Genomic DNA, 21,421 nt, shown 5'->3' on the forward strand with positions numbered 1-21,421 from the left:
AGCGGAGACCGTGCGATGGCGCAGGTGAACCCGTCCGGCAGTCCCGCCCGTGCCGCCCGCCGCCGCGTCCGCGGGCCCGCCCGGGCGCTGCTCGCGATGCTGCTCACTGCACTCGTGGTCGGCGGCGCCGTCCCGTACGTGTCCGGATCCGGCCGGCCCTACCTCAGCTACCTGGTGCTCGCCGGGCAGGAGGACGCCGCCGGGGCCGCCCTGGCCGGGGCCGAGAGCCGGGCGGCGGGCGGGCAGGTGGTCCAGGAGTACCCGCAGATCGGGGCCGTCCTGGCGTACGCCACCGGCGGCTTCGCGGGCACGCTGCGGGCCCGGCCCGGGATCGCCGCCGTCGGCACCACCCGGACCGAACCGGTGGTCGCCCCGCCCCGCCTGCTGGACGGCGCCGGGGACTTCGCCGCCGGTACCGACCGCGCCGACCGCGCCGGCCGCAGCAGCACCGATCAGACCCGTCGCGACAGCGATCACGCCCGTCGCAGCAGCACCGACAGCGCCCGTCGCGACAGCGCCGACCGGCAGGACGGCGGCACCGTCACGGTGCCAGACCCGGGCGAGGGCGACCCGTGGAACCTCGCCATGCTCGGCGGCGCCGGCGCCCGGGCCGGCGACGCCTCCACCGGGATCCGCGGTCCCGCCGGCGCGCCGACCGCCGACGCGCTGCACAAGGTGCTCGTCGCGGTGCTCGACTCCGGCGTCGACGACACCCACCCGGACCTGCGCGCCGCCGTCGACCCGAAGGCCTCCGTCTCCTGCGCCGACGGCCGGCCCGACGCCCGCTCCGGCTCCTGGCGGCCCGACCCCGGGGTCAGCGAGAGCGGCCACGGCACCCACGTCGCCGGGATCGTCGGCGCCACCCGGGACGGCCACGGCGTCACCGGGGTCGCGCCGGGCGTGCGGATCGCCGCCGTCCGGCTGCTCGGACCGCTCGGCCAGTACTACGCCGAGAACATCGTGTGCGGCATGCTCTGGGCCGCCGACCACGGCGCCAAGGCGATCAACAACAGCTACTTCGCCGACCCGTGGAAGTACAACTGCCCGGAGGACCCGGACCAGGCCGCGCTGATCGCCGCCGTCGGCCGGGCCTCCGCCTACGCCCAGCGCAAGGGCGCCGTCGTGGTCGCCTCGGCGGGCAACGACGGGCAGGACCTCGGTGCCGCCCGGACGGACGAACGCAGTCCCAACGACCGGGTCTCCGGCCCGGCCCGCTCCCGCTACCTGGGCACCGAGTGCATCCGGCTGCCCGGCGAACTGCCCGGCGTCGTCACCGTCACCGCCGTCAACCGGGACGGCCGCCCGTCCGGCTACTCGAACTACGGCCGCGGCCGGGTCTCGCTGGCCGCCCCCGGCGGCGACCCGGACAGCGGGCCGCAGGGCGCGGTCGTCTCCGACTGGCCGGGCGGGCAGTACGCGGCACTGGCCGGCACCTCGATGGCGGCGGCGCACGTCACCGGCGTGGTCGCGGTGGCCGCCGCCCTGCACCCGGACTACGGCTCCGCCCCGCTCGCCGCCCTGCTCGCCGGCACCGCGGCGGCCGCCTGCCCGCCCGGGCCGTACGCCTGCGGGGCCCGGCAGTACTTCGGTGCCGGGCTGCTCGCGCTGCCGCGCTGAGGCGGGCGGAAAACCGGGTGACGCCGCCCGGGCCGGCGGGTGAGGATCGGGGCGTGACCGTCTTCCTCACCACCGAGCGGCTGGTGCTGCGCCGCTTCACCGCAGCGGACGTCGACCACCTGGTCGAACTGGACGGCGACCCGGAGGTGATGCGCCACCTCACCGGCGGGCGGCCGACCGCGCGGGAGCGGGTCGAGGGCGAACTGCTGCCGCTGTACCTCGCGCACCACCGGCGGTACGGAGACCTCGGCTGGTGGGCGGCCGAGGAGCGGGACGGCGGGGCCTTCCTGGGCTGGTTCGAGTTCCGGCCGACGCGGGACGGCGACCGCTCCGAGGTCGAGCTGGGGTACCGGCTGCGCCGGGCCGCCTGGGGGCTCGGGTACGCGACCGAGGGGGCGCGGGCGCTGGTCCGCCGCGGCTTCACCGAACTGGGCGTGCGGCGGGTGGTGGCGTACACGATGACGGTCAACGCGGGCTCGCGGCGGGTCATGGAGAAGACCGGGCTGTCGTTCGTCCGCACCTTCCACGAGGACTACCCGGAGGCGATCCCCGGCAGCGAGCACGGTGAGGTCGAGTACGCGCTGACGGCCGGGCAGTGGCGGGCCCGGAGCGGGGCCGCGCGGTCCGGGATACTGGAGCCATGAGGCTGACGGAGTTCTGGCGACGGATGCACGCGCACTTCGGGGAGGCGTACGCGGAGTCCTTCGCCTCCGACCACGTGATGAGCGAACTCGGCGGGCGGACGGTGCGGCAGGCGCTGGAGGCGGGCTGGGAGGCCAAGGACGTCTGGCGGGTGGTCTGCGAGACCCAGGGCGTCTCCGGCGTGCTGCGCTGACCACCGCCCGCCCGCGGGACCGACCCCGCCCCGGCGGGGTGCCCGGTGCTCGGGCGGTTCCGAGGGATGGGTGAGACTGTCGGAGTGACAAGCAGCGCAGAAGCACAGAATTCGGACAGGACGGCGCGGGTCGCCGACGAGGCTCCGGGCCCGCCGCCCGAACCGCGGCTGCCGGAGGGCGCGGCCGGCGGCCTCTGGGGTGGCGGGATGCCGCGCTGGCTGCCCCGGGCGATGGTGCTGGCCCTGGTGCTGGTCGGGCTGTTCCAGCTCGCCGACTGGGCCTTCCACCAGCTGATCGACCTCTTCGTGATGCTGCTGGTGGCCTTCTTCCTCTCGCTGGCGCTGGAGCCGGCCGTCGACCGGATGGCGGCGCGCGGGGTGCGTCGCGGGATCGGCACCTTCCTGGTGTTCGTCGCGGTGGGGATCGCGGTGATCGGGTTCCTCGCGGCGCTCGGCACGCTGCTGGTCGATCAGGTCGCGAAGATCGCCGGGGACCTGCCGCACCTGGTCGACAACCTGATCAACTGGGTGAACCGGACGTTCCATCAGGACCTGTCGCTGGGCGAGCTGCAGAAGAAGCTGCTCAAGGACTCCGGCGCGATCGAGAGCTACGCCCAGCAGGCCGCCGACAACGTCTGGGGCCTCTCCTCCACCGTGATCGGCGGGCTCTTCCAGGCCTTCACGGTCGGGCTGTTCACCTTCTACTTCACCGCCGAGGGCCCGCGGGTCCGCCGGACGGTCTGCTCGATGCTGCCGCCCGCCAAGCAGGGCGAGGTGCTGCGGGCCTGGGAGATCGCACTCGCCAAGACCGGCGGCTACCTGTACTCCCGGGCGCTGCTCGCGGTGGTCTCCGCGATCGGGCACTGGGTGATGTTCGCGCTGCTCGACCTGCCGTACGCGGCCGCGCTGGCGGTCTGGGTCGGCGTCATGTCGCAGTTCGTGCCGACCATCGGGACGTACCTGGCCGGCGCGCTGCCGGTGCTGGTGGCGCTCACCGTGCAGCCGGTGGACGCGCTCTGGGTGCTGATCTTCGTGGTGGTCTACCAGCAGGTCGAGAACTACCTGCTGCACCCGAGGATCACCGCGCGGACGGTGGACGTGCACCCGGCGGTCGCGTTCGGCGCGGTGATCGCGGGCGCGGCGCTGCTCGGCGCGGTGGGCGCGCTGATCGCCATCCCGGCGGCGGCCACCTTGCAGGGCTTCGTCGGGACGTACGTGCGGCGGTACGAGGTGGCCACCGACCCGCGGATCGACCGGGGCGAGCAGCGGCGGGCCCGGCGGGAGCTGCGCCGGGAGGCGGCGCGGCGGCTGCGGCGGATGGTCGGCGGCGACGGGAGGTGACCCGGCCGGCGGTGGCGGCACCGTTCGGACGTGCGAGGCTTGAATCGAACAGTTGTTCTCTATACTCTCCGGCGAGGAGTTTTCCACAGGCGGAGCCGGGTCGGGCTCGTTTGTCAGTGGGACGCGCTAGCGTCGAGGACGATGAAGCGCACAGCACAGAACCCGAGGGTGGAAGCCATGGCAGGTACGGACCGCGAGAAGGCCCTTGAGAACGCACTCGCTCAGATCGAGCGGCAGTTCGGCAAGGGCTCGGTGATGCGCCTGGGCGAGAAGGCCAACGAGCCGATCGACGTGATCCCCACCGGGTCCACCGCCCTGGACGTCGCCCTCGGTGTCGGCGGTATCCCGCGCGGCCGGGTGGTCGAGATCTACGGCCCCGAGTCCTCCGGCAAGACCACCCTGACCCTCCACCTGGCGGCCAACGCCCAGCGGGCCGGCGGCACGGTCGCCTTCGTCGACGCGGAGCACGCGCTCGATCCCGAGTACGCCAAGAAGCTCGGCGTGGACACCGACGCCCTGCTGGTCAGCCAGCCGGACACCGGTGAGCAGGCGCTGGAGATCACCGACATGCTGATCCGCTCCGGCGCGGTCGACCTGATCATCATCGACTCGGTCGCGGCGCTCGTCCCGCGCGCGGAGATCGAGGGCGAGATGGGTGACTCGCACGTCGGTCTGCAGGCCCGGCTGATGAGCCAGGCGCTGCGCAAGATCGCCGGTGCGCTGAACCAGTCGGGCACCACGGCGGTGTTCATCAACCAGCTGCGCGAGAAGATCGGCGTCATGTTCGGCTCGCCGGAGACCACGACCGGTGGCCGGGCGCTGAAGTTCTACGCCTCCGTCCGGCTGGACATCCGCCGGATCGAGACCCTGAAGGACGGCACCGAGGCGGTCGGCAACCGCACCCGCGTCAAGGTGGTCAAGAACAAGGTCGCCGCGCCGTTCAAGCAGGCCGAGTTCGACATCCTCTACGGCGTCGGCATCAGCCGCGAGGGCGGCCTGATCGACATGGGCGTCGAGCACGGCTTCATCCGCAAGTCCGGCGCCTGGTACACCTACGAGGGCGACCAGCTCGGCCAGGGCAAGGAGAACGCCCGCAACTTCCTGCGGGACAACCCGCAGCTCGCCGACGAGATCGAGCGGAAGATCAAGGGCAAGCTCGGCATCGGCCCGAAGACCGAGGAGCCGGCAGAGGGCGAGGCCGCGGCCGCTGCCGCCGACGGCGCCGCGAAGCCGATCACCGCGACCGCCGCCAAGACGGCCGCGGCGAAGAAGACGGCGGCGGCCGCCAAGGCCTGAACCGTTGACGCAGCACGACGCAGTGGGTGAGGGCGGACCGGCGGGTCCGAACGGCGACGACTACGGGCCGCCGGACTGGTTCGCCGCCGTGGCGGGGGAGCCGGAGCCGCCGTTCGAGGCGACGCCCCGGGCGCGGTCGCAGTCCCGGAAGGGGCGGCGGCGGGAGCGGTCCTCCGCCGCACAGTGGGCATCCGGTCCGGAGCCGGAGTTCGACCGGGCGCCGGCCCGGGCGGTGCGCGGCGCGGCGCCCGGGCCGGCTCCGGCGGAGCCGACGGTGGACGAGCTCGGGCTCGTCTCCGCCTCCGAACTGCCCACCGGCCGCCGCAGGCGGCGATCGGCACTGGCGGCCGAGGAGTTCGACGAGGCCGGCTCCGCGACGGCGGGCAGCGGCCGGGGCGAGGCCGGGGCGGTCGGTCACGGGGGTGTGACCGCCCCGGCCCCGCGCACCGGTGCCGGGGCGCGTCGTGGGCGGCGCACTGCGGCCGGGCGCTCCGCCGGGCACGCCTCGGACGAGGCGGGCGCTCCGGGTGACGAGCGAGACCCCTCCGCCCGTACCGGCCGAACCGCGCGGAAGCGGGCCGGGGCCGAGGAGACGGCCGATCCCGAGGGCCGTGCCCGCGACATCTGCCTGCGGCTGCTCACCGGCGCCGCCAAGAGCCGCAAACAGCTCGCCGACGCCCTGCGCAAGCGGGAGATCCCGGACGACGTCGCCGACGAGGTGCTCACCCGGCTCGAAGAGGTCGGGCTGATCGACGACGCGGCCTTCGCCGCGGCCTGGGTGGAGTCCCGGCACGCCGTCCGGGGGCTGTCCCGGCGGGCGCTGGCCCAGGAACTGCGCACCAAGGGCGTGACCGCGGACCTGGTCGAACAGGCCGTCGCCCAGCTCGACCACGACGACGAGACCGAGGCCGCCCGGGCGCTGGTGGACCGCAAGCTGCGGTCCACCCGGGGGCTGGACCCGCAGGTCCGGATACGGCGGCTGGTCGGCGTGCTGGCCCGGCGCGGCTACTCCGAGGGGCTGGCGTTCCGGGTGGTGCGGAGCGCGCTGGACGAGGAGGAGCCGGGCGAACCGTCGGGAACCGGGAGGGACTAGTGGCCGTCCGGTAGCCATTGCGTACGCTTCTTGGTCCAGTCCAGGTCGAGTCTTGACCGTTTCGTGACCCGCGCCTAGCCTCGCACTCAGTGCGGGGGCGCTTCCGGACGGCGGTCCACGCCGGGCGGCGGACAGCGGTGACGGGGAGTGGGCGGCATGAGGATCTCTGCGGGCACCGGATCGGACGCCTCCCTGCTGCTCCTCGCCGGGTCGGCCGGCGCCGTCCTGCTGCTCCTCGCCGTCCTGGTCGGGTTGCTGGCCAAGCGGCTCCGGGCCGCCCAGCGGCGCGCCGGCGTCGAGGCCGAGCGCGTTCGCGGCTGGGCCGAGCAGCAGACCTCCCGGCAGCGGGCCGAACTCGACCGGCGTGAGGAGCAGTTGGCCGAGGAGCTGCGCCGGGTCCGGACCAGGGAGGACGAACTCGCCGCGCGCTCCGCCGAGCTGGAGCGCGCCCGGGGCGAGGCCGAGGCGCTGGTGACCCGCCGGGTGGCGGTGCTGGAGCGGGCCGGCGGACTCTCCGCCGAGCAGGCCCGCGCCGAACTCCTGCGGGAGGCCGCGACCACGGCCCGGCGGGAGGCCGCGGTCACGGTCCGGGAGCTCGAGCGCGAGGCCAGGGAGGAGGGCGAGCGCCGGGCCCGGGGCATCCTCGCCGGGGCGATCCAGCGGCTGGCGACGGTGCAGACCGCCGAGACGGCGGTCACCGTCTTCCGGCTGCCGAGCGAGGACATGAAGGGCCGGATCATCGGCCGCGAAGGCCGCAACATCCGTGCCTTCGAGGCGGTCACCGGCGTCAACCTGATCATCGACGACACCCCCGCGACGGTGCAGCTCTCCTGCTTCGACCCGGTCCGCCGGGAGACCGCCCGGCTCACCCTGGAACAACTGGTCGAGGACGGCCGGATCCACCCGACCCGGATCGAGCACGTCCACGAGCGCAGCCGCGAGGAGGTCGAGCAGTGCTGCGTCCGGGCCGGTGAGGACGCCCTGCTGGACGCCCGGGTCGGCGGGATGCACCCCGAACTCGTCCGCACCCTGGGCAGTCTGCGCTACCGGGTCTCGTACGGGCAGAACGTGCTCGGGCACCTGCTGGAGTCCGCGCACCTGGCCGGGATGATGGCCGCCGAGCTCGGGGTGGCCCCGGAGCAGGTACGACGGTCGGCCCTGCTGCACGACATCGGCAAGGCGCTCACCCACGAGGTCGAGGGCAGCCACGCGGCGGTCGGCGCGGACTTCGCCCGCCGGCACGGGGAGTCCCCGGAGGTGGTGCACGCGATCGCCGCGCACCACGGCGAGGTGGAGCCGCGCACCGTGGAGGCCGTGCTCACGCAGGCCGCGGACGCCTGTTCGGGCGGGCGGCCCGGGGCGCGCAAGGAGTCGCTGGAGGTGTACGTGCGGCGGCTGGCGCGGCTGGAGGAGATCGCCCGCGCGCACGAGGGCGTGGCCGAGGTGTACGCGATGCAGGCGGGGCGCGAGGTACGGGTGATGGTGCGGCCGGAGGAGGTGGACGACCTCGGGGCGCAGCTGATCGCCCGCGAGGTCGCCCGGCAGGTCGCCGAGGAGCTGACCTATCCCGGCCAGATCCGGGTGACGGTGGTCCGGGAGAGCCGGGCCATCGCGGTGGCGAGTTAGGCCCTGCCCGGCCCTGCCAGGCCCTGCCAGGCCCTGTCCGGCGCACGCCCGGGGCGCGCGCCAGGGCCCTACGCGTGGGGTGAGTCCACCTGCCGGGGCGCCTGGCGGACGGCGGGCTCCGGCGCGGGGTCCTGGTCGGGCTCGGCTTCGGGTGCGCCGGCGAGCGGGGCCGGCCCGCCCCGGGCGCGGTCGGCGAGCGCCAGCAGGTCTTCGGCGGCGGCGCCCTGGGTGGCGCCGACCAGGTGCCCGTCCGGCCGGATCAGCAGCACGGTGTGCGGCCCGGCCTCCGGGTACTCCTCGGTGACCAGCACTTCGGCGGGCACCGGCAGCGCGGCGGCGACCTCGGCGAGCCGGGGCATCAGGCCGGCGCCCAGCCAGTGCTCGGCGGACCAGACGGCGGTGCCGGGGGCGACCAGCAGCAGCAGGAAGGTGACGCCGAGCCGGGCGTGCAGGTGGTCCGGGGTGCCGTCGGCGGCGAGCACCGGCAGGTCCGGGACGAGCACGCCGGGGGCGGTGGCCGGCAGCAGTTCGCTGAGCGAGGTGGTGCCGCGGGCGCCGCGCTGGACCGGCACCCGGCCGGGGACGCCCGAGGGCGCGGCCGGGTAGGCGGGCGCGCCGCCGAAGCGGCCGGTGCCGAGCTGTCCGTCGGCGAGCAGCGGTGCGTGCTTGCGGAAGCCGCCGACCAGCAGCGAGCGCCGGGTCTGCTGCCAGCCGCGCAGCGGGCGCAGCAGCGGCATGGACTGGTCGACGGCGCGCAGCCGGGCGCCGACCGCGCCGCGCCGTTCGGCCTCGTAGCCGTCCAGCAGGGAGCCTCCGGGTTGTGGGCCGCCGGAGTGGAGGTGCCAGGCGAGGGAGAGCCGCCAGGCGAGGTTGTCGGCGTCGCGCAGCCCGTCGGCCAGGTTCTGCATGCCGAGCGCGCCGTGCAGGTGGGCGGCGTCGCCGGCGAGGAAGCAGCGGCCGCTGCGGAACCGGGCGGCGAGGCGCTGCTGGGCGGTGTGGTCGGCGGCGGCGAGCAGGTCGAAGCGGGGGAGTTCGCCGCACCAGCCGGTGAGGGTGGCGGTGACCCGGGTGAGCAGGGTGTCGCCGGTGACGACGCCGGGCCAGGTGGCGTGCGGGTCGACGGTTTCGGTGGGCGCGGGCCGCCCGGGGGGCAGCCGCCAGTCGAGCCGCCAGACGCCGTCCGGCAGCGGGCGTGCGGAGGCCTCGCGGTCGCCGCGCCACGGGGGCTCGCGGTGCAGCCGGGCCTCGTGGAAGGGCAGGTCGACCCGGACGGTGGCGATGGCGTTGCGGTCGACGGCGGGGCGGCCGGGGAAGCGGATCTTCAGGAGCTTGCGGACGGCGGATCTGGCGCCGTCGCAGCCGACCAGGTGGCTGCCGCGCCACCAGGTGCTGGAGCCGTCCTGGGTGCCGTGGGTGCGGACGCTGACGCCGTCGCGGTCCTGTTCCAGTTCGACGACCCGGCTCAGCGGGACCAGCCGGACCAGCGGGGTGCCGGTGAGGGCGTCGCGCAGGCCGCGCTGGAGGCGGTGCTGGGGCAGGTGGAAGGCGGGGGAGTCGGTGAGGTCGATCCGCAGCACCTCCTGGCGGCGGCGCCAGACGGTGAAGGAGTCCCAGAGGGCGGAGTCCGAGACGGCCCGCGGGTAGCCGATCCGGGTGAGGAAGGCGGCGGTGTCGGCCCCGAGGACGACGCTGCGCGGGCCCTCGGGGCAGAGCCCGGAGCCCTCGTCCAGGACGATGGTCGGCACCTCGTGCCGGGCGAGGGCGAGGGCCAGGGCCAGACCGACCGGTCCGGCCCCGACCACGATCACCGGGTCCATGTGGTGACCTCCGGGCACGAACCGGCCGATGGGCCGGCGTCAGTTACCGCTGCCGCATATGCCGCGTGGATGCTCCCGGGAGGTGTCACGAAGAGCAATGCAACAGTTCACCTGCGTGTGCGTCAAGCAGCAGCTGAAGTGCGCCGGTTCGCGCCGCGACGGCCGCGCGCTTCGATCCACCGGGCGAGGGCGGTCAGCAGCAGGCACATGGCGATGTAGATCGGACCGATCACCAGCACCACGGGGATGTAGGGGAAGCCCGCGGCGTTGATCGGCTGGCTGGCGATCGCCTTGCCGACGAACAGCAGCTCGTGGAAGGTGATGACGAAGCCGAGCGAGGTGTCCTTCAGGGTGACGACCAGCTGGCCGATCATCGAGGGCAGCATCGAGCGGATCGCCTGCGGCACCAGGATGCCGGCCATCACCTGGGTCTTGCGCATGCCGAGCGCGTAGGCCGCCTCGGCCTGGCCGCGCGGGACGGCGTTGACGCCGCTGCGGATGATCTCGGCCTGCACCGAGCCGTTGTAGAGGGTGAGGCCGAGCACCAGCGCCCACATCGGCTCCTTCGCGAAGAACGCGTAGTAGAGCGCGACGATCAGGATCAGCAGTGGCATCGCCCGGAAGAACTGGACGAAGCCGACGGCCGCCCAGCGGACCGGCTTGTGGTCGGAGAGCTGCCCGGCGGCGAGCAGGCCGCCCAGGGCGAGCGAGAACAGTGCGGCCAGGCCGAAGGCCTCCAGGGTGGAGAGCAGGCCGTCCACGATGCGCTGCTGGACGGTGTTGTACTGGAACGCGTCCCACATCTGCGGGTCGAACTGGCCGTTGTCGGAGAGCGCGGCGAAGACGTACCAGAGCAGGGCGGCGACACCGATCAGCGCCAGCACCCCGAACAGCCGGTACCGGGTGCGGGCCCGCGGGCCGGGGGCGTCGTAGAGGACGCTGGCCGTGGGGGTGCGGGTGAAGAGGTTGCTCATCGGGCCACCGCCAGTCGGGATTCCAGGACGCGGAACAGCGTGGCGACCGTGGCACTGATCACCAGGTAGGCGCAGGCCACCCAGAAGAAGATCCCGAAGATCGCGTAGCCGCGCTCGGAGAGGGTCTGCTGCACGCTGTACAGCTCGCTGACGCTGAACGCGCCGGCGATCGCCGAGTTCCTCGGCAGCGCGATGAACACGCTGCTCAGCGGGGCCAGGACGGTCCGGGTGGCCTGCGGCAGGATGACCAGGGTGAGGGTCTGGCCGAAGCTCATGCCGAGGCTGCGGGCCGCCTCGGCCTGGCCGAGCGGCACGGTGTTGATGCCCGAGCGGATCACCTCGCAGACGAACGAGGCGGTGTAGCCGCCGAGCGCCAGCACCGCGAAGGTGAGGTGGCCGAAGTGCACCCCGAGCGGCGGCAGGCCGAAGGTGACGGCGAAGAACAGCAGGGTCAGCGGGGTGTTGCGGAACAGCGTGACCCAGGCGGTGCCGAAGGCACGCAGGACCGGCACCGGGGAGACCCGGAAGGCCGCCAGCAGGGTGCCCAGCAGCAGGGCGAGCAGGGCGCTGAGCGCGCTCAGCTCGATCGTCTGCAGGAAGCCGTCGCGGAACAACGTGAAGTTGTCCTGCTCGAACAGGAACCCCATCCGGCGGCCCTCCTCTCATCAGATGGTCAGGACGGATGGTCGGGCGTGGACCGGATCAGTAGCGTTCGAGGGCCGGCACGGCCGGCGCGGCGGAGCCGGACGCGCCCAGGGTCGCGTCGTAGGCCTTCTTCCAGTCGCCGTTGTCCTCGTGGGCCTTGAGCGCGTCGCTGATGGCGTTGCGCAGGACCGCGTCGTCCTTGTTGAGACCGACGCCGTAGTTCTCCTTGGTGAACGGCTTGCCGACCACCTTGAGCTTGGGGGCGTACTTGGAGGCGTAGCCCTTGAGGATCGCGTCGTCGGTGGTGACCGCGTCGACCTCGCCGGACAGCAGCTTCTCGACGCAGGCCGAGTAGGTGTCGAACTGCGTGATCTTCGGGTTGTACTGCTGGATGTTCTTGATCGAGGTGGAGCCGGTGGCGGTGCAGATGTTCTTGCCGCCGACGCTCTCCGGGCCGGTGATCGAGGTGTTGTCGGCCTTCACCAGGAAGTCCTGGCCGGCGATGTAGTACGGGCCAGCGAAGGAGACCGTCTTCTTGCGCTCGTCGTTGATGCTGTAGGTGCCGACGTAGAAGTCGATCTGGCCCTTGGCGATGGCCGGCTCGCGCTGCGAGGAGACCAGCGTCTGCCACTTGATCTGCTGCGGGCTGAAGCCGAGGTCGGCGGCGATCATCTTGGCGATCTCGATGTCGAAGCCGCTGCGGTCGCCGCTGGCGACGTCCTCGAAGCCCAGGAACGGCTGGTCGGCCTTGGCGCCGATGATCAGCTGACCGCGCTTCTTCGCCTCGGCGAGGATCGCCGAGTCGATCTTGACGTCGGTCTTGACCGTGTAGGTGGGCAGCGCCGGGGCGTTGCCGCTGCTCGCGGCGGTGGCGCCGGGGGTGCCGTCCTTGCCACAGGCGGCGGTGGCGGTGAGCGCGACGGCACAGAGCGCGACGGCGAGGGTGCGACGAGTCCTCATGAGGGTTGTTCTCCTGGGAGCTGGGCCACGGCTAACCGGGCTCTGGCGTCTGGAAGGTGCGTGCGCGGGCAGGGCCGCCCGGCGTCCTTGCCGGCGGCGGTCCCGCGTGGTCTCGAAGCGTCAGTGGTGGAGGATCTTCGAGAGGAAGTCCTTGGCGCGGTCGGAACGCGGCGCGGTGAAGAAGGCGTCCGGGGTGTTCTGCTCGACGATCCGGCCGTCGGCCATGAACAGCACGCGGTTGGCGGCGGAGCGGGCGAAACCCATCTCGTGGGTGACCACGACCATCGTCATGCCGTCGGCGGCCAGCTGGCGCATGACCTCCAGCACCTCGTTGACCATCTCCGGGTCGAGGGCCGAGGTGGGCTCGTCGAAGAGCATCACCTTGGGCTTCATCGCCAGCGCCCGGGCGATCGCCACGCGCTGCTGCTGGCCGCCGGAGAGCTGGGCGGGGAACTTGTCCGCCTGTGCGCCGACACCGACCCGCTCCAGCAGTTCGCGGGCGGTCTTCTCGGCCTGCGCCCGGGCGATCCCGCGCACCTTGACCTGGCCGATGACGACGTTCTCCAGCACCGTCTTGTGCGCGAACAGGTTGAAGCTCTGGAACACCATGCCGACCTCGGCGCGCAGCCGGGCCAGCTCCTTGCCCTCGGCGGGCAGCGGGCGGCCGTCGATGGTGATCGTGCCGGAGTCGATGGTCTCCAGCCGGTTGATCGTCCGGCAGAGCGTCGACTTGCCGGAGCCGGACGGCCCGATCAGGACCACGACCTCGCCCTGGACGATCTTCAGGTCGATGTCCTGGAGGACGTGCAGCGCTCCGTAGTGCTTGTTCACGCTGCTCAGCACGACCAGGGGGGCGGCTGCAGGGGTGGAGTCCTCGACCGGATTCTCGGCCATCGCGCCTGCTCCCTCGTGTCGGCCCGTGAAAGTCTGAACTCCCTTGGGCGGCAATGGTGGTACGAAATCCGGGAGCCGCGACCGGCGGAGCCGCAGCCCCCGGTGGGCCGACCATAGGAGTGATGACGACGTGCCGTCAGCCGATCTGAGCGGAACTTGAGGATCACGAAACGGCCACACGCTGCTCGCGGGCCGTTCGCCGGGTCGCCAACGGGGCATGTGAAAGCGGGCGTCCGCGCCGGCGCGCCCCGCCCCGTGGCAGCCGTCGGGCGACCGAGCCTGGCGCCGGGCCGCCCACTGGCTCATACTGCGCAGGACCGGGGCCCGACCGGGCGGTCCCGGTGATCAGGTGGGGGAAGGAGGAGAACAGGATGCGACTGCTGCTCGTCGAGGACGACGAACGCGTGGCCGCCGCGCTGGTCGCGGTACTGGGCCGGCACGGCTTCCAGGTCCGGCACGCCCGCAGCGGGCACGAGGCGCTGGACGCCCTGGTGCCGGACGGGAACGACCCGTACCGGGTGGTGCTGCTCGACCTCGGGCTGCCCGACCGCGACGGCTTCGAGGTGTGCAGCCGGATCAGGGCCGGCAGCGGCGTCCCGGTGATCATGGTCACCGCCCGCGCCGACATCCGCTCCCGGATCCACGGCCTCAACCTGGGCGCCGACGACTACGTCACCAAGCCCTACGACATGGGCGAGCTGCTCGCCCGCATCCACGCGGTGGCCCGCCGCGGCGCCGCCCCCGCCTCGGTGGCGGTGCCCGCGCCCGACGCCGTCCCGCAGCAGCGCGGCCCGCTGGAGTCCCGCGGCATCCGGATCGACCGGGAGCGCCGCCGGGTCAGCGTGGACGGCCGGGACGTGCCGCTCACCCGCAAGGAGTTCGACCTGCTCGCCCTGCTCGCCCAGAGCCCCGGCGTGGTCTACCGGCGCGAGCAGATCTTCAGCGAGGTCTGGCGCAGCGGCTGGGAGGGCAACGGGCGCACCCTGGAGGTGCACATCGGCTCGCTGCGCAACAAGCTCGCGCTGCCCGGCCTGGTCGAGGCCGTCCGCGGCGTCGGCTACCGCCTGATCCCGGAGTCCCCGGCGCCCGCCGCGGACCCGGCCCCGCCCGCCCCCGCGGAGCGCTGACCGCACGTGCGCACCCGCCTGCTCGGCATCCTGATCGCCCTCATGCTCTGCGTCCTGGCCGCCCTGGGGCTGCCGCTCGCGGCGGCGGTCGCGGCGGCCGAGCAGAGCAAGGTGGTCGTCGACCGGCTCGACGACGCCGCCCGCTTCGCCCAGGACCTGCCCACCTCCGGCCCCTCGGCGGTGGAGTCCGCGCTCAAGGGCGACCCGGAGCCCGCCCCCGGCGACGTCAGCCGCCGGCACGCGATCGACGCCGAGGTCCGCCGCTACCACGACCTGTACGGCGTGCGGCTGGGCATCTTCCAGCGCGACGGCGTGCCGATCGCCGCCGCCCCCGCCGACTGGCGGGTGCCCCCCGGGGGCTGGGGCGCGCAGGCCTTCCAGGAGGCGCTGGACGGGCGGCGCAGCCACAACCCGCCCCAGGTCTGGCCGTGGACCGACGACCGCACCCTGACCGTCGCCACCCCGGTGGTGCGCGACGGCGACGTGGTCGCGGTGGTGCTCAGCGAGTCCCCCACCGGGGCGCTGCGCACCCGGATCCTGCACAGCTGGCTGGTGATCGGCGCCGGCGAGGCCGCCGCGATGATCGTCGCGGTGCTGCTGGCCGGTCGGCTCACCGAGTGGGTGCTGCGCCCGGTCCGCACCCTCGACCGGGCCACCCACGACATCGCCACCGGCCGGATGGCCGCCCGGGTCGCGCCCGGCGGCGGCCCGCCCGAGCTGCAGCGGCTGGCCCGCTCGTTCAACGAGATGGCCGACCACGTGGTGCTCGCCATGGACCAGCAGAAGGCCTTCGTCGCGGACGCCTCGCACCAGCTGCGCAACCCGCTGGCGGCCCTGCTGCTGCGGGTCGAGGTGCTCGGCCTGGAACTGCCCGAGGGGCACGAGGAGGAGCTCGGCGGCGTCCGGGAGGAGGGCGTCCGGCTGGCCCGGGTGCTGGACGACCTGCTGGGCCTGGCCACCGCCGAGCACGCCCGCCCCGAACCCGAGCAGACCGATCTCGCCGCGCTCACCCTGGCCCGGGTCGACGCCTGGCGGCCGGTCGCCGAGCAGCGCGGGATCGAGCTGCGCTGGGAGGGCCCGGCGCTCGCCGTCGGCATGGCGGACCCGATCGGCTTCGGCTCCGCCCTGGACGCCGTGCTGGACAACGCGCTCAAGTTCGGCCCGGCCGGCAGCGGGGTGCGGCTGAGGGTCTCGGTGCGCCGGGACGAGGTCGCGGTGACCGTCACGGACGCCGGGCCCGGCCTCGCCGAGGACGAGCTGCCCCGCGCCGGGGACCGCTTCTGGCGCAGCCCGCGGCACCAGAACGTGGACGGCTCCGGGCTCGGCCTGTCGATCGCCCGCACCCTGCTGGCGGCGGGCGGCGGTTCGCTCGCCTTCGCCCCGGTCCAGCCGACCGGGCTCGCGGTGACGCTGGCGGTGCCGCGGCCGGAGAAGCGGTAGCCCGTACGGGCCCACGGCGCCCGTGCGGCGTCAGGGCTTCCGGGCTTCAGGGCTTCACCTTCAGGGCCTCACCTTCAGGGCTCCACCTTCAGGGCTCCACCTTCAGGGCTTCACCGAGCGGTAGTAGCGGGCCGCGCCCTCGTGCAGCGGGAGCGGGTCGGTGTAGACGGCGGTGCGCAGGTCGACCAGCTGGGCGGCGTGCACCTGAGCGCCGATCTGGTCGCGGCTGTCGATCACCGCCCGGGTCATGCCCTCGACCAGGCCCGGGTCCACGTCGTCCCGGGTGATCAGCAGGTTGGGCACGGCCACGGTGGAGACGGCGTCCTTGGGGTCGGCGTTCGGGTAGGTGCCCTTGGGCATGGTGGCCGCCCGGTAGGCGTCGGTGCCGCCGCCCTCCATCTTGTGGATGGCCCCGGCGAGGTCCCCCAGCGGCACGACCCGCATCCGCATGTGGTCGGACAGGTCGGTGAGGGCGCTGGTCGGCAGCCCGCCGGACCAGAAGAAGGCGTCGAGCTTGTTCTCCCGCAGCTGGTCGGCGGCGTCCCCGACGCCCGCCGACACCGGGACGATGTCGTGGTCCGGGTCCAGGCCGGCCGCGGCCAGCAGCCGCCTGGTCACCAGGTTCACCCCGGACTGCGGCAGGCCCACGCCGACCCGCAGCCCCTTGAGGTCGGCCGTGCGGTGCACCGTCGAGGAGGACGGGACGATCAGCTGGAGGTAGTCGTCGTACAGCCGTGCGATCGCCCGCAGCCGGTCCTTGCCCGGGCCCTGGTAGTCGGCGACGGCGTCGGCGGTGGCGATCGCGAAGTCGTCCTGGCCGCTGGTCACCCGGGCCAGGTTGTCGATCGAGCCCTCGGTGTTGTCCAGGGCCAGCCGCACCCCCGGCATGGCCTTGGCGACGTGGGCCTCCAGCAGCTGCCCGTACCGGTCGTAGACACCGCGCTGCACGCCGGTCGCGAAGCGCGTCTCGCCGCGCGGGTAGCCGGGCGAGCGGCCCGCCGACAGCCACCAGCCGCCCAGCCCCGCGACCAGCAGCACCAGCACCAGCACCGTCCGCCACAGCGGGCTGCGGGCCGCGGTGCGGACGGCGGCGCCGAGACGGGACGGGGTGGTGGGGGTCATGCAGGGATACTGCCAGGCGCTCCGCCGGAACGGGAGGGGAAACGGTGGGGGAAAAGCGCTTCGCGGCTGCCCGTACCCTGGTCTGGTGAGCGGTGAGAGCGGATTGAAGAGCTACAAGGTCGTCACGTACGGCTGCCAGATGAACGTCCACGACTCCGAGCGGCTGTCCGGCCTGCTGGAGGACGCGGGTTACGTCAAGGCCGGGCAGGACGGCGACCCGGACCTGGTCGTGTTCAACACCTGCGCGGTGCGGGAGAACGCCGACAACAAGCTGTACGGCAACCTCGGGCAGCTGGCGCCGGTCAAGAGCCGCCACAAGGGCATGCAGATCGCCGTCGGCGGCTGCCTCGCCCAGAAGGACCGCGACACCATCGTCCGCAAGGCCCCCTGGGTCGACGTGGTGTTCGGCACCCACAACATCGGCCACCTGCCGGCGCTGCTGGAGCGGGCCGCGGTCGAGCGCAAGGCCCAGGTCGAGATCCTGGAGTCGCTGGAGACCTTCCCCTCCACCCTGCCGACCCGCCGCGAGTCCGCGTACGCCGCGTGGGTCGCCATCTCCGTCGGCTGCAACAACACCTGCACCTTCTGCATCGTCCCCGCGCTGCGCGGCAAGGAGGAGGACCGCCGCCCCGGCGACGTCCTCGCCGAGATCGAGGCGCTGGTGGACGAGGGCGTCATCGAGGTGACCCTGCTCGGCCAGAACGTCAACGCCTACGGCTCCGACCTGGGCGACCGCGAGGCCTTCTCCAAGCTGCTGCGCGCCGCCGGCCAGATCGAGGGCCTGGAGCGGATCCGCTTCACCTCGCCGCACCCGCGCGACTTCACCGACGACGTGATCGCCGCGATGGCCGAGACGCCGAACGTGATGCACCAGCTGCACATGCCGCTGCAGTCCGGCTCCGACACCGTCCTCAAGGCGATGCGCCGCTCCTACCGCCAGGAGCGCTTCCTCGGGATCATCCGGAAGGTCCGCGAGGCGATGCCGGACGCGGCCATCTCCACCGACATCATCGTGGGCTTCCCCGGCGAGACCGAGGAGGACTTCGAGCAGACGATGCACACCGTCCGCGAGGCCCGCTTCACCAACGCCTTCACCTTCCAGTACTCCAAGCGCCCCGGCACCCCGGCCGCCGAGATGGCGGACCAGGTGCCGAAGGCCGTCGTGCAGGCCCGCTACGACCGGCTGATCGCCCTCCAGGAGGAGATCTCCTGGGAGGAGAACAAGAAGCAGGTCGGCCGCACCCTGGAGATCCTGGTCGCCGAGGGCGAGGGCAAGAAGGACGACAAGACCGACCGGCTCTCCGGCCGCGCCCCCGACAACCGGCTGGTGCACTTCACCAGGCCGACGGAGCCGGTGCGCCCGGGCGACCTGGTGACCGTCGAGATCACCTACGCCGCCCCGCACCACCTGCTCGCCGAGGGCCCGTCGCTCGCGGTGCGCCGCACCCGGGCCGGCGACGCCTGGGAGAAGCGCCAGGCCAAGCCCGCGGCCAAGCCGGCCGGGGTGATGCTCGGCCTGCCGGGCATCGGTGCCCCGGCCGCGCTGCCCCTGGCCGCTCCGGCGGGCGGGGCCTGCTGCGGCGACTGACGGCCCGCTCCTCGAACGGGGCCCGCTCCTCGAACGGCGGCCCGCTCCTCCACCGGCGGCCCGGCGGGACTTCGAGTCCGGCCGGGCCGCCGTCGCCGTTTGGCTAGAGTGATCCGCATGCTGGTAGCCGCCGCCGTGTGCCCCTGTCCGCCGCTGCTCGTCCCCGAGGTCGCCGCCGGGGCGGCCGCCGAACTGGACCCGCTGCGGGCCGCCTGCGACGAGGCCCTCGCGGCGCTGGTCGCGGCCGGACCGCAGCTGGTCGTGGTGGTCGGCGCCGGCCCGGAGGCCGAGGTGTGGACCGAGGGCGGGGCCGGCTCCTTCCACCGCTACGGGGTGTCGCTGGTCGCCAAGCTGCCCGGCGGCCGGGTCGAGGGGCCGGAGCTGGCGCCCTCGCTGACGGTCGGCGCCTGGCTGCTGGAGCGCGCCGGGGTGACGCTGCCGACGCACGCCTGCGCGGTGCCCGCCGACGCGCCCGCCGACCGGATGCTCGGGCTCGGCCAGGGCCTGGCCCAGCTGGCCGACCGGGTCGGCCTGCTGGTGGTGGGCGACGGCAGCGCCTGCCGCTCGGTGAAGGCGCCCGGCTACCTGGACGAGCGCGCCGAGGGCTTCGACGCCGCCCTGGCCGCCGCGCTGGGCTCAGCCGACCTGCCCGCGCTCGCCGCTTTGGACGCCGGGCTGGCCGCCGAGCTCAAGGCCGAGGGCCGGGCGCCCTGGCAGGTGCTGGCCGGCGCCGCGGAGGGCGCCGGCCTCACCGCGCGGCTCGGCTACCAGGACGCCCCGTACGGGGTCGGCTACGTCGTGGCGTCCTGGAGCTGATCGGAGCGCGGGGCGTCAGGCCCGCGGCGCCTGGCCGTTGCCGCCGGCCGGCCCCTCCTCGCCCGGCTTCGGCTTGTGGGCGAAGTCGTCCACCGCGCCCTTGGCCTTGCTGGCGCCGTGCTCGATCTTCTCGCTGTACTTGCCCTTGGTCGCCTTGTCGATCGCGCCGCCGGCCTTGTCCACCGCGTGCTCGATCTGCTCGCTGTGCTTGCCGGCGAGCTCACTGGCCTTGCCCTTGAGCTCTTCGGCCTTGCCCTTGAGGTTGTCCATCAGACCCATGGCGATCTCACCCTTTCGTCCCTGTCTCCTGCCCAACGTCCGTCACCGCCGAACCGTTCGCAAACCGGCTCAACTGCGGAAACGGCGGAGATGGCCGGAGACGGCTGGACACAGTCACATCGTCGCGCAGTCGGGGCCGACGGGCAGCCCGGTCACCGGTGCGGCGGCGGTTTTGCGAGACTGGAGCGGTGAGCAGCTCCCGTACCGACCAGTCCCGCGCCGCCCAGCCCCGAGTGGTCTGCATCGTCGGCGCGACCGCCGCCGGCAAGTCCGACCTGGCCGTCGCCATCGCCCGCAGCCTCGGCGGCGAGGTGATCAACACCGACTCGATGCAGCTGTACCGGGGCATGGACATCGGCACCGCCAAGCTCACCCCCGCCGAGCGCGGCGGCGTGCCGCACCACCTGCTGGACGTCTGGGACGTCACCGAGGCCGCCAGCGTCGCCGAGTACCAGCGGCTGGCCCGGGCCGAGATCGACCGGCTGCTCGCGGCCGGGCGCACGCCCGTCCTGGTCGGCGGCTCCGGGCTGTACGTCCGGGCGGCGATCGACGAGATGGAGTTCCCCGGCACCGACCCGGCGGTCCGGGCCCGGCTGGAGGCCGAGCTGGAGGAGGCCGGCCCGCTCGCGCTGCACCGGCGGCTGGCCGAGCTGGACCCGGCGGCCGCGGAGGCGATCCTGACCGGCAACGGGCGGCGGATCGTCCGCGCGCTGGAGGTCATCGAGATCACCGGGCAGCCGTTCACCGCGAACCTGCCCGGCAACACCGCCGTCTACGACGCGGTGCAGATCGGGGTCGCGGTGCCGCGCCCCGAACTGGACGAGCGGATCACGCTGCGGGTCGACCTGATGTGGCGGGCCGGACTGCTGGACGAGGTGCGCGCGCTGGAGCGGGTCGGGCTGCGGGAGGGGCGGACGGCCTCCCGGGCGCTCGGCTACCAGCAGGTGCTGGACCACTTCGCCGGCGAGTGCACCGAGGACGAGGCACGGGCGGAGACCGTCCGGGCCACCAAGCGCTTCGCCCGCCGTCAGGAGTCCTGGTTCCGCCGCGACGGCCGGATCAACTGGCTGTCCCGGCCGGCCGGCACCGACCCCGTCGAGCTGCTGGAACGCTCCCTGGAGCTGATCGACCGTCAGGAGCGTCCGGCCGGGTAGGCGGGTTCCGGCCAATCCGGCGGTGCACCTGCGCGCGCAGGTGGCCGTGCAGGACGAACCGGCGGTCACGGCCCGATCACGTGATGGCCACGGATCACCCGTCGACGCCGGTCAGGCCCGGAACGCCCGTCTGGACATGCCATCATCGAAGGCGTAGGGGTCGGCCGCGCGGGCCGACCGTGCCCGACCGCGAGTCCGCTCGTGTCGAACTGTCAGGGGAGGCCGCGTGTCGACGGGTACCGGCCCCGAACCCGGCCAGAGCGGGAGTGTCACCGCACCGGCCGACGAGTCGACGATGGGTGACCTCCCCGTGCTGACCGGCCTGGAGGCGCCCACCTCCTACGCGGTCGCACTGCCGGCCCTGGACACCCGCACCCCGGCGGGCGCGGTGCACGAGCGGGAGATCCGACCGCTGCGCCGGCTCCGCTGGTGGCAGACCCTGCCGATCGCCCTGCTGGGCATCCTCGGCTCGCTGATGTTCGCCTTCCCGCTCGCCTTCGGCTCGGCCGGCGCGCGCGCCACCATGGTCGGCATGCTCGGGCTGCTGCTCACCGCCGCCTCGGTCGGCTGGGGGGCGATGGCCGCCCGGCACGCCGGGTACAAGTGGCCGGGCCTGCCGCGCCGCGGCTCCGGGCAGCGGGCCGGCTGGAAGGCGATCGCGCTCTACACCCTGATCGCGCTGGTGGCCTGTGCGCTGGCCGTCTGGCGGGTCGCCTACCTGCGCTGATCCGTGGGCTGCCGGTGTCGCCCCCCTGCTGCCCCGCGCCGATCCACCGGTCGGACCGCCCGGGTGGCCG

General features: G+C 73.9%; 20 protein-coding genes. 13 read left to right on the forward strand and 7 right to left on the reverse strand.

Going from position 1 to position 21,421, the window contains the following annotated elements:
• The first annotated feature begins 15 nt into the window (after positions 1 to 15).
• The 7 genes from ACIOGZ_RS33325 to rny all read left to right on the forward strand — a co-directional run bounded on the left by ACIOGZ_RS33325 (position 16) and on the right by rny (position 7,808).
• Positions 16 to 1,617, forward strand: a complete 1,602-nt coding sequence (locus ACIOGZ_RS33325) for a S8 family serine peptidase (protein WP_400988734.1) — start codon at positions 16 to 18, stop codon at positions 1,615 to 1,617.
• A 53-nt stretch (positions 1,618 to 1,670) separates the two neighbouring features.
• Positions 1,671 to 2,261 (forward strand): GNAT family N-acetyltransferase, encoded by a 591-nt coding sequence (locus ACIOGZ_RS33330; RefSeq protein ID WP_363584599.1) that lies wholly within the window; start codon positions 1,671 to 1,673, stop codon positions 2,259 to 2,261.
• A complete protein-coding gene (locus ACIOGZ_RS33335) occupies positions 2,258 to 2,452 on the forward strand; it encodes a DUF3046 domain-containing protein (protein WP_363584597.1) in 195 nt (64 codons plus the stop codon). The genes ACIOGZ_RS33330 and ACIOGZ_RS33335 overlap by 4 nt, the downstream gene beginning before the upstream one ends.
• Positions 2,453 to 2,659: 207 nt before the next feature.
• A complete protein-coding gene (locus ACIOGZ_RS33340; protein WP_363584633.1) occupies positions 2,660 to 3,793 on the forward strand; it encodes an AI-2E family transporter in 1,134 nt (377 codons plus the stop codon).
• A gap of 177 nt (positions 3,794 to 3,970) precedes the next feature.
• On the forward strand, positions 3,971 to 5,089 hold the full coding sequence (recA, locus tag ACIOGZ_RS33345; RefSeq protein ID WP_363630360.1) for a recombinase RecA: 1,119 nt from the start codon (positions 3,971 to 3,973) through the stop codon (positions 5,087 to 5,089).
• Positions 5,090 to 5,093: 4 nt separating this feature from the next.
• Positions 5,094 to 6,182 (forward strand): recombination regulator RecX, encoded by a 1,089-nt coding sequence (recX, locus tag ACIOGZ_RS33350; protein ID WP_400988736.1) that lies wholly within the window; start codon positions 5,094 to 5,096, stop codon positions 6,180 to 6,182.
• Between the two features lie 156 nt (positions 6,183 to 6,338).
• Positions 6,339 to 7,808 carry a ribonuclease Y gene (gene rny / locus ACIOGZ_RS33355; RefSeq protein WP_400988737.1) on the forward strand — a complete coding sequence of 490 codons (1,470 nt, stop codon included), beginning with the start codon at positions 6,339 to 6,341 and terminating at the stop codon, positions 7,806 to 7,808.
• A 68-nt stretch (positions 7,809 to 7,876) separates the two neighbouring features.
• On the opposite strand, the gene ACIOGZ_RS33360 is transcribed toward rny, so the two are convergent.
• The 5 genes from ACIOGZ_RS33360 to ACIOGZ_RS33380 form a co-directional block, all read right to left on the reverse strand.
• Positions 7,877 to 9,625 carry an FAD-dependent monooxygenase gene (locus tag ACIOGZ_RS33360; RefSeq protein WP_400988739.1) on the reverse strand — a complete coding sequence of 583 codons (1,749 nt, stop codon included), beginning with the start codon at positions 9,623 to 9,625 and terminating at the stop codon, positions 7,877 to 7,879.
• Between the two features lie 122 nt (positions 9,626 to 9,747).
• A complete protein-coding gene (locus tag ACIOGZ_RS33365; protein WP_363584589.1) occupies positions 9,748 to 10,599 on the reverse strand; it encodes an amino acid ABC transporter permease in 852 nt (283 codons plus the stop codon).
• Positions 10,596 to 11,246, reverse strand: a complete 651-nt coding sequence (locus ACIOGZ_RS33370) for an amino acid ABC transporter permease (RefSeq protein ID WP_363584587.1) — start codon at positions 11,244 to 11,246, stop codon at positions 10,596 to 10,598. Before ACIOGZ_RS33370 ends, ACIOGZ_RS33365 begins: the two co-directional genes overlap by 4 nt.
• A gap of 55 nt (positions 11,247 to 11,301) precedes the next feature.
• Complete coding sequence (locus ACIOGZ_RS33375) at positions 11,302 to 12,204, reverse strand: glutamate ABC transporter substrate-binding protein (RefSeq protein WP_363623184.1); 903 nt, start codon at positions 12,202 to 12,204, stop codon at positions 11,302 to 11,304.
• A 120-nt stretch (positions 12,205 to 12,324) separates the two neighbouring features.
• Positions 12,325 to 13,098, reverse strand: a complete 774-nt coding sequence (locus ACIOGZ_RS33380; RefSeq protein ID WP_363584583.1) for an amino acid ABC transporter ATP-binding protein — start codon at positions 13,096 to 13,098, stop codon at positions 12,325 to 12,327.
• Positions 13,099 to 13,469: 371 nt separating this feature from the next.
• Here ACIOGZ_RS33380 and ACIOGZ_RS33385 point away from each other — a divergent pair, with 371 nt between their 5' ends.
• Complete coding sequence (locus tag ACIOGZ_RS33385; RefSeq protein WP_350880177.1) at positions 13,470 to 14,225, forward strand: response regulator transcription factor; 756 nt, start codon at positions 13,470 to 13,472, stop codon at positions 14,223 to 14,225.
• A gap of 6 nt (positions 14,226 to 14,231) precedes the next feature.
• Positions 14,232 to 15,665 (forward strand): HAMP domain-containing sensor histidine kinase, encoded by a 1,434-nt coding sequence (locus ACIOGZ_RS33390; RefSeq protein ID WP_363630357.1) that lies wholly within the window; start codon positions 14,232 to 14,234, stop codon positions 15,663 to 15,665.
• Positions 15,666 to 15,767: 102 nt separating this feature from the next.
• Here ACIOGZ_RS33390 and ACIOGZ_RS33395 read toward each other — a convergent pair whose 3' ends face one another.
• Positions 15,768 to 16,787: a TAXI family TRAP transporter solute-binding subunit gene (locus tag ACIOGZ_RS33395; RefSeq protein ID WP_363584579.1), complete on the reverse strand. Its 1,020-nt coding sequence runs from the start codon at positions 16,785 to 16,787 to the stop codon at positions 15,768 to 15,770.
• Positions 16,788 to 16,872: 85 nt separating this feature from the next.
• On the opposite strand from ACIOGZ_RS33395, the gene miaB reads away from it, so the two are divergent.
• Together miaB and ACIOGZ_RS33405 are read left to right on the forward strand one after the other, a co-directional pair.
• The gene (miaB, locus tag ACIOGZ_RS33400; protein WP_363584577.1) at positions 16,873 to 18,375 is read left to right on the forward strand and encodes a tRNA (N6-isopentenyl adenosine(37)-C2)-methylthiotransferase MiaB; all 1,503 of its coding nucleotides are present in this window, start codon (positions 16,873 to 16,875) and stop codon (positions 18,373 to 18,375) included.
• A 117-nt stretch (positions 18,376 to 18,492) separates the two neighbouring features.
• A complete protein-coding gene (locus ACIOGZ_RS33405) occupies positions 18,493 to 19,191 on the forward strand; it encodes a class III extradiol dioxygenase subunit B-like domain-containing protein (protein ID WP_363630356.1) in 699 nt (232 codons plus the stop codon).
• Between the two features lie 15 nt (positions 19,192 to 19,206).
• Here ACIOGZ_RS33405 and ACIOGZ_RS33410 read toward each other — a convergent pair whose 3' ends face one another.
• Positions 19,207 to 19,470, reverse strand: coding sequence for an antitoxin (locus ACIOGZ_RS33410; protein WP_363584573.1), 264 nt, complete (start codon positions 19,468 to 19,470; stop codon positions 19,207 to 19,209).
• Between the two features lie 188 nt (positions 19,471 to 19,658).
• Here ACIOGZ_RS33410 and miaA point away from each other — a divergent pair, with 188 nt between their 5' ends.
• Both miaA and ACIOGZ_RS33420 read left to right on the forward strand, forming a co-directional pair.
• On the forward strand, positions 19,659 to 20,624 hold the full coding sequence (miaA, locus tag ACIOGZ_RS33415; protein ID WP_363584571.1) for a tRNA (adenosine(37)-N6)-dimethylallyltransferase MiaA: 966 nt from the start codon (positions 19,659 to 19,661) through the stop codon (positions 20,622 to 20,624).
• Positions 20,625 to 20,850: 226 nt separating this feature from the next.
• Positions 20,851 to 21,351, forward strand: a complete 501-nt coding sequence (locus tag ACIOGZ_RS33420) for a hypothetical protein (RefSeq protein ID WP_363374361.1) — start codon at positions 20,851 to 20,853, stop codon at positions 21,349 to 21,351.
• The last annotated feature ends 70 nt before the right edge of the window (positions 21,352 to 21,421 follow it).

It is taken from the genome of Kitasatospora sp. NPDC088160 (genome assembly GCF_044741445.1).
GTDB lineage: Bacteria > Actinomycetota > Actinomycetes > Streptomycetales > Streptomycetaceae > Kitasatospora.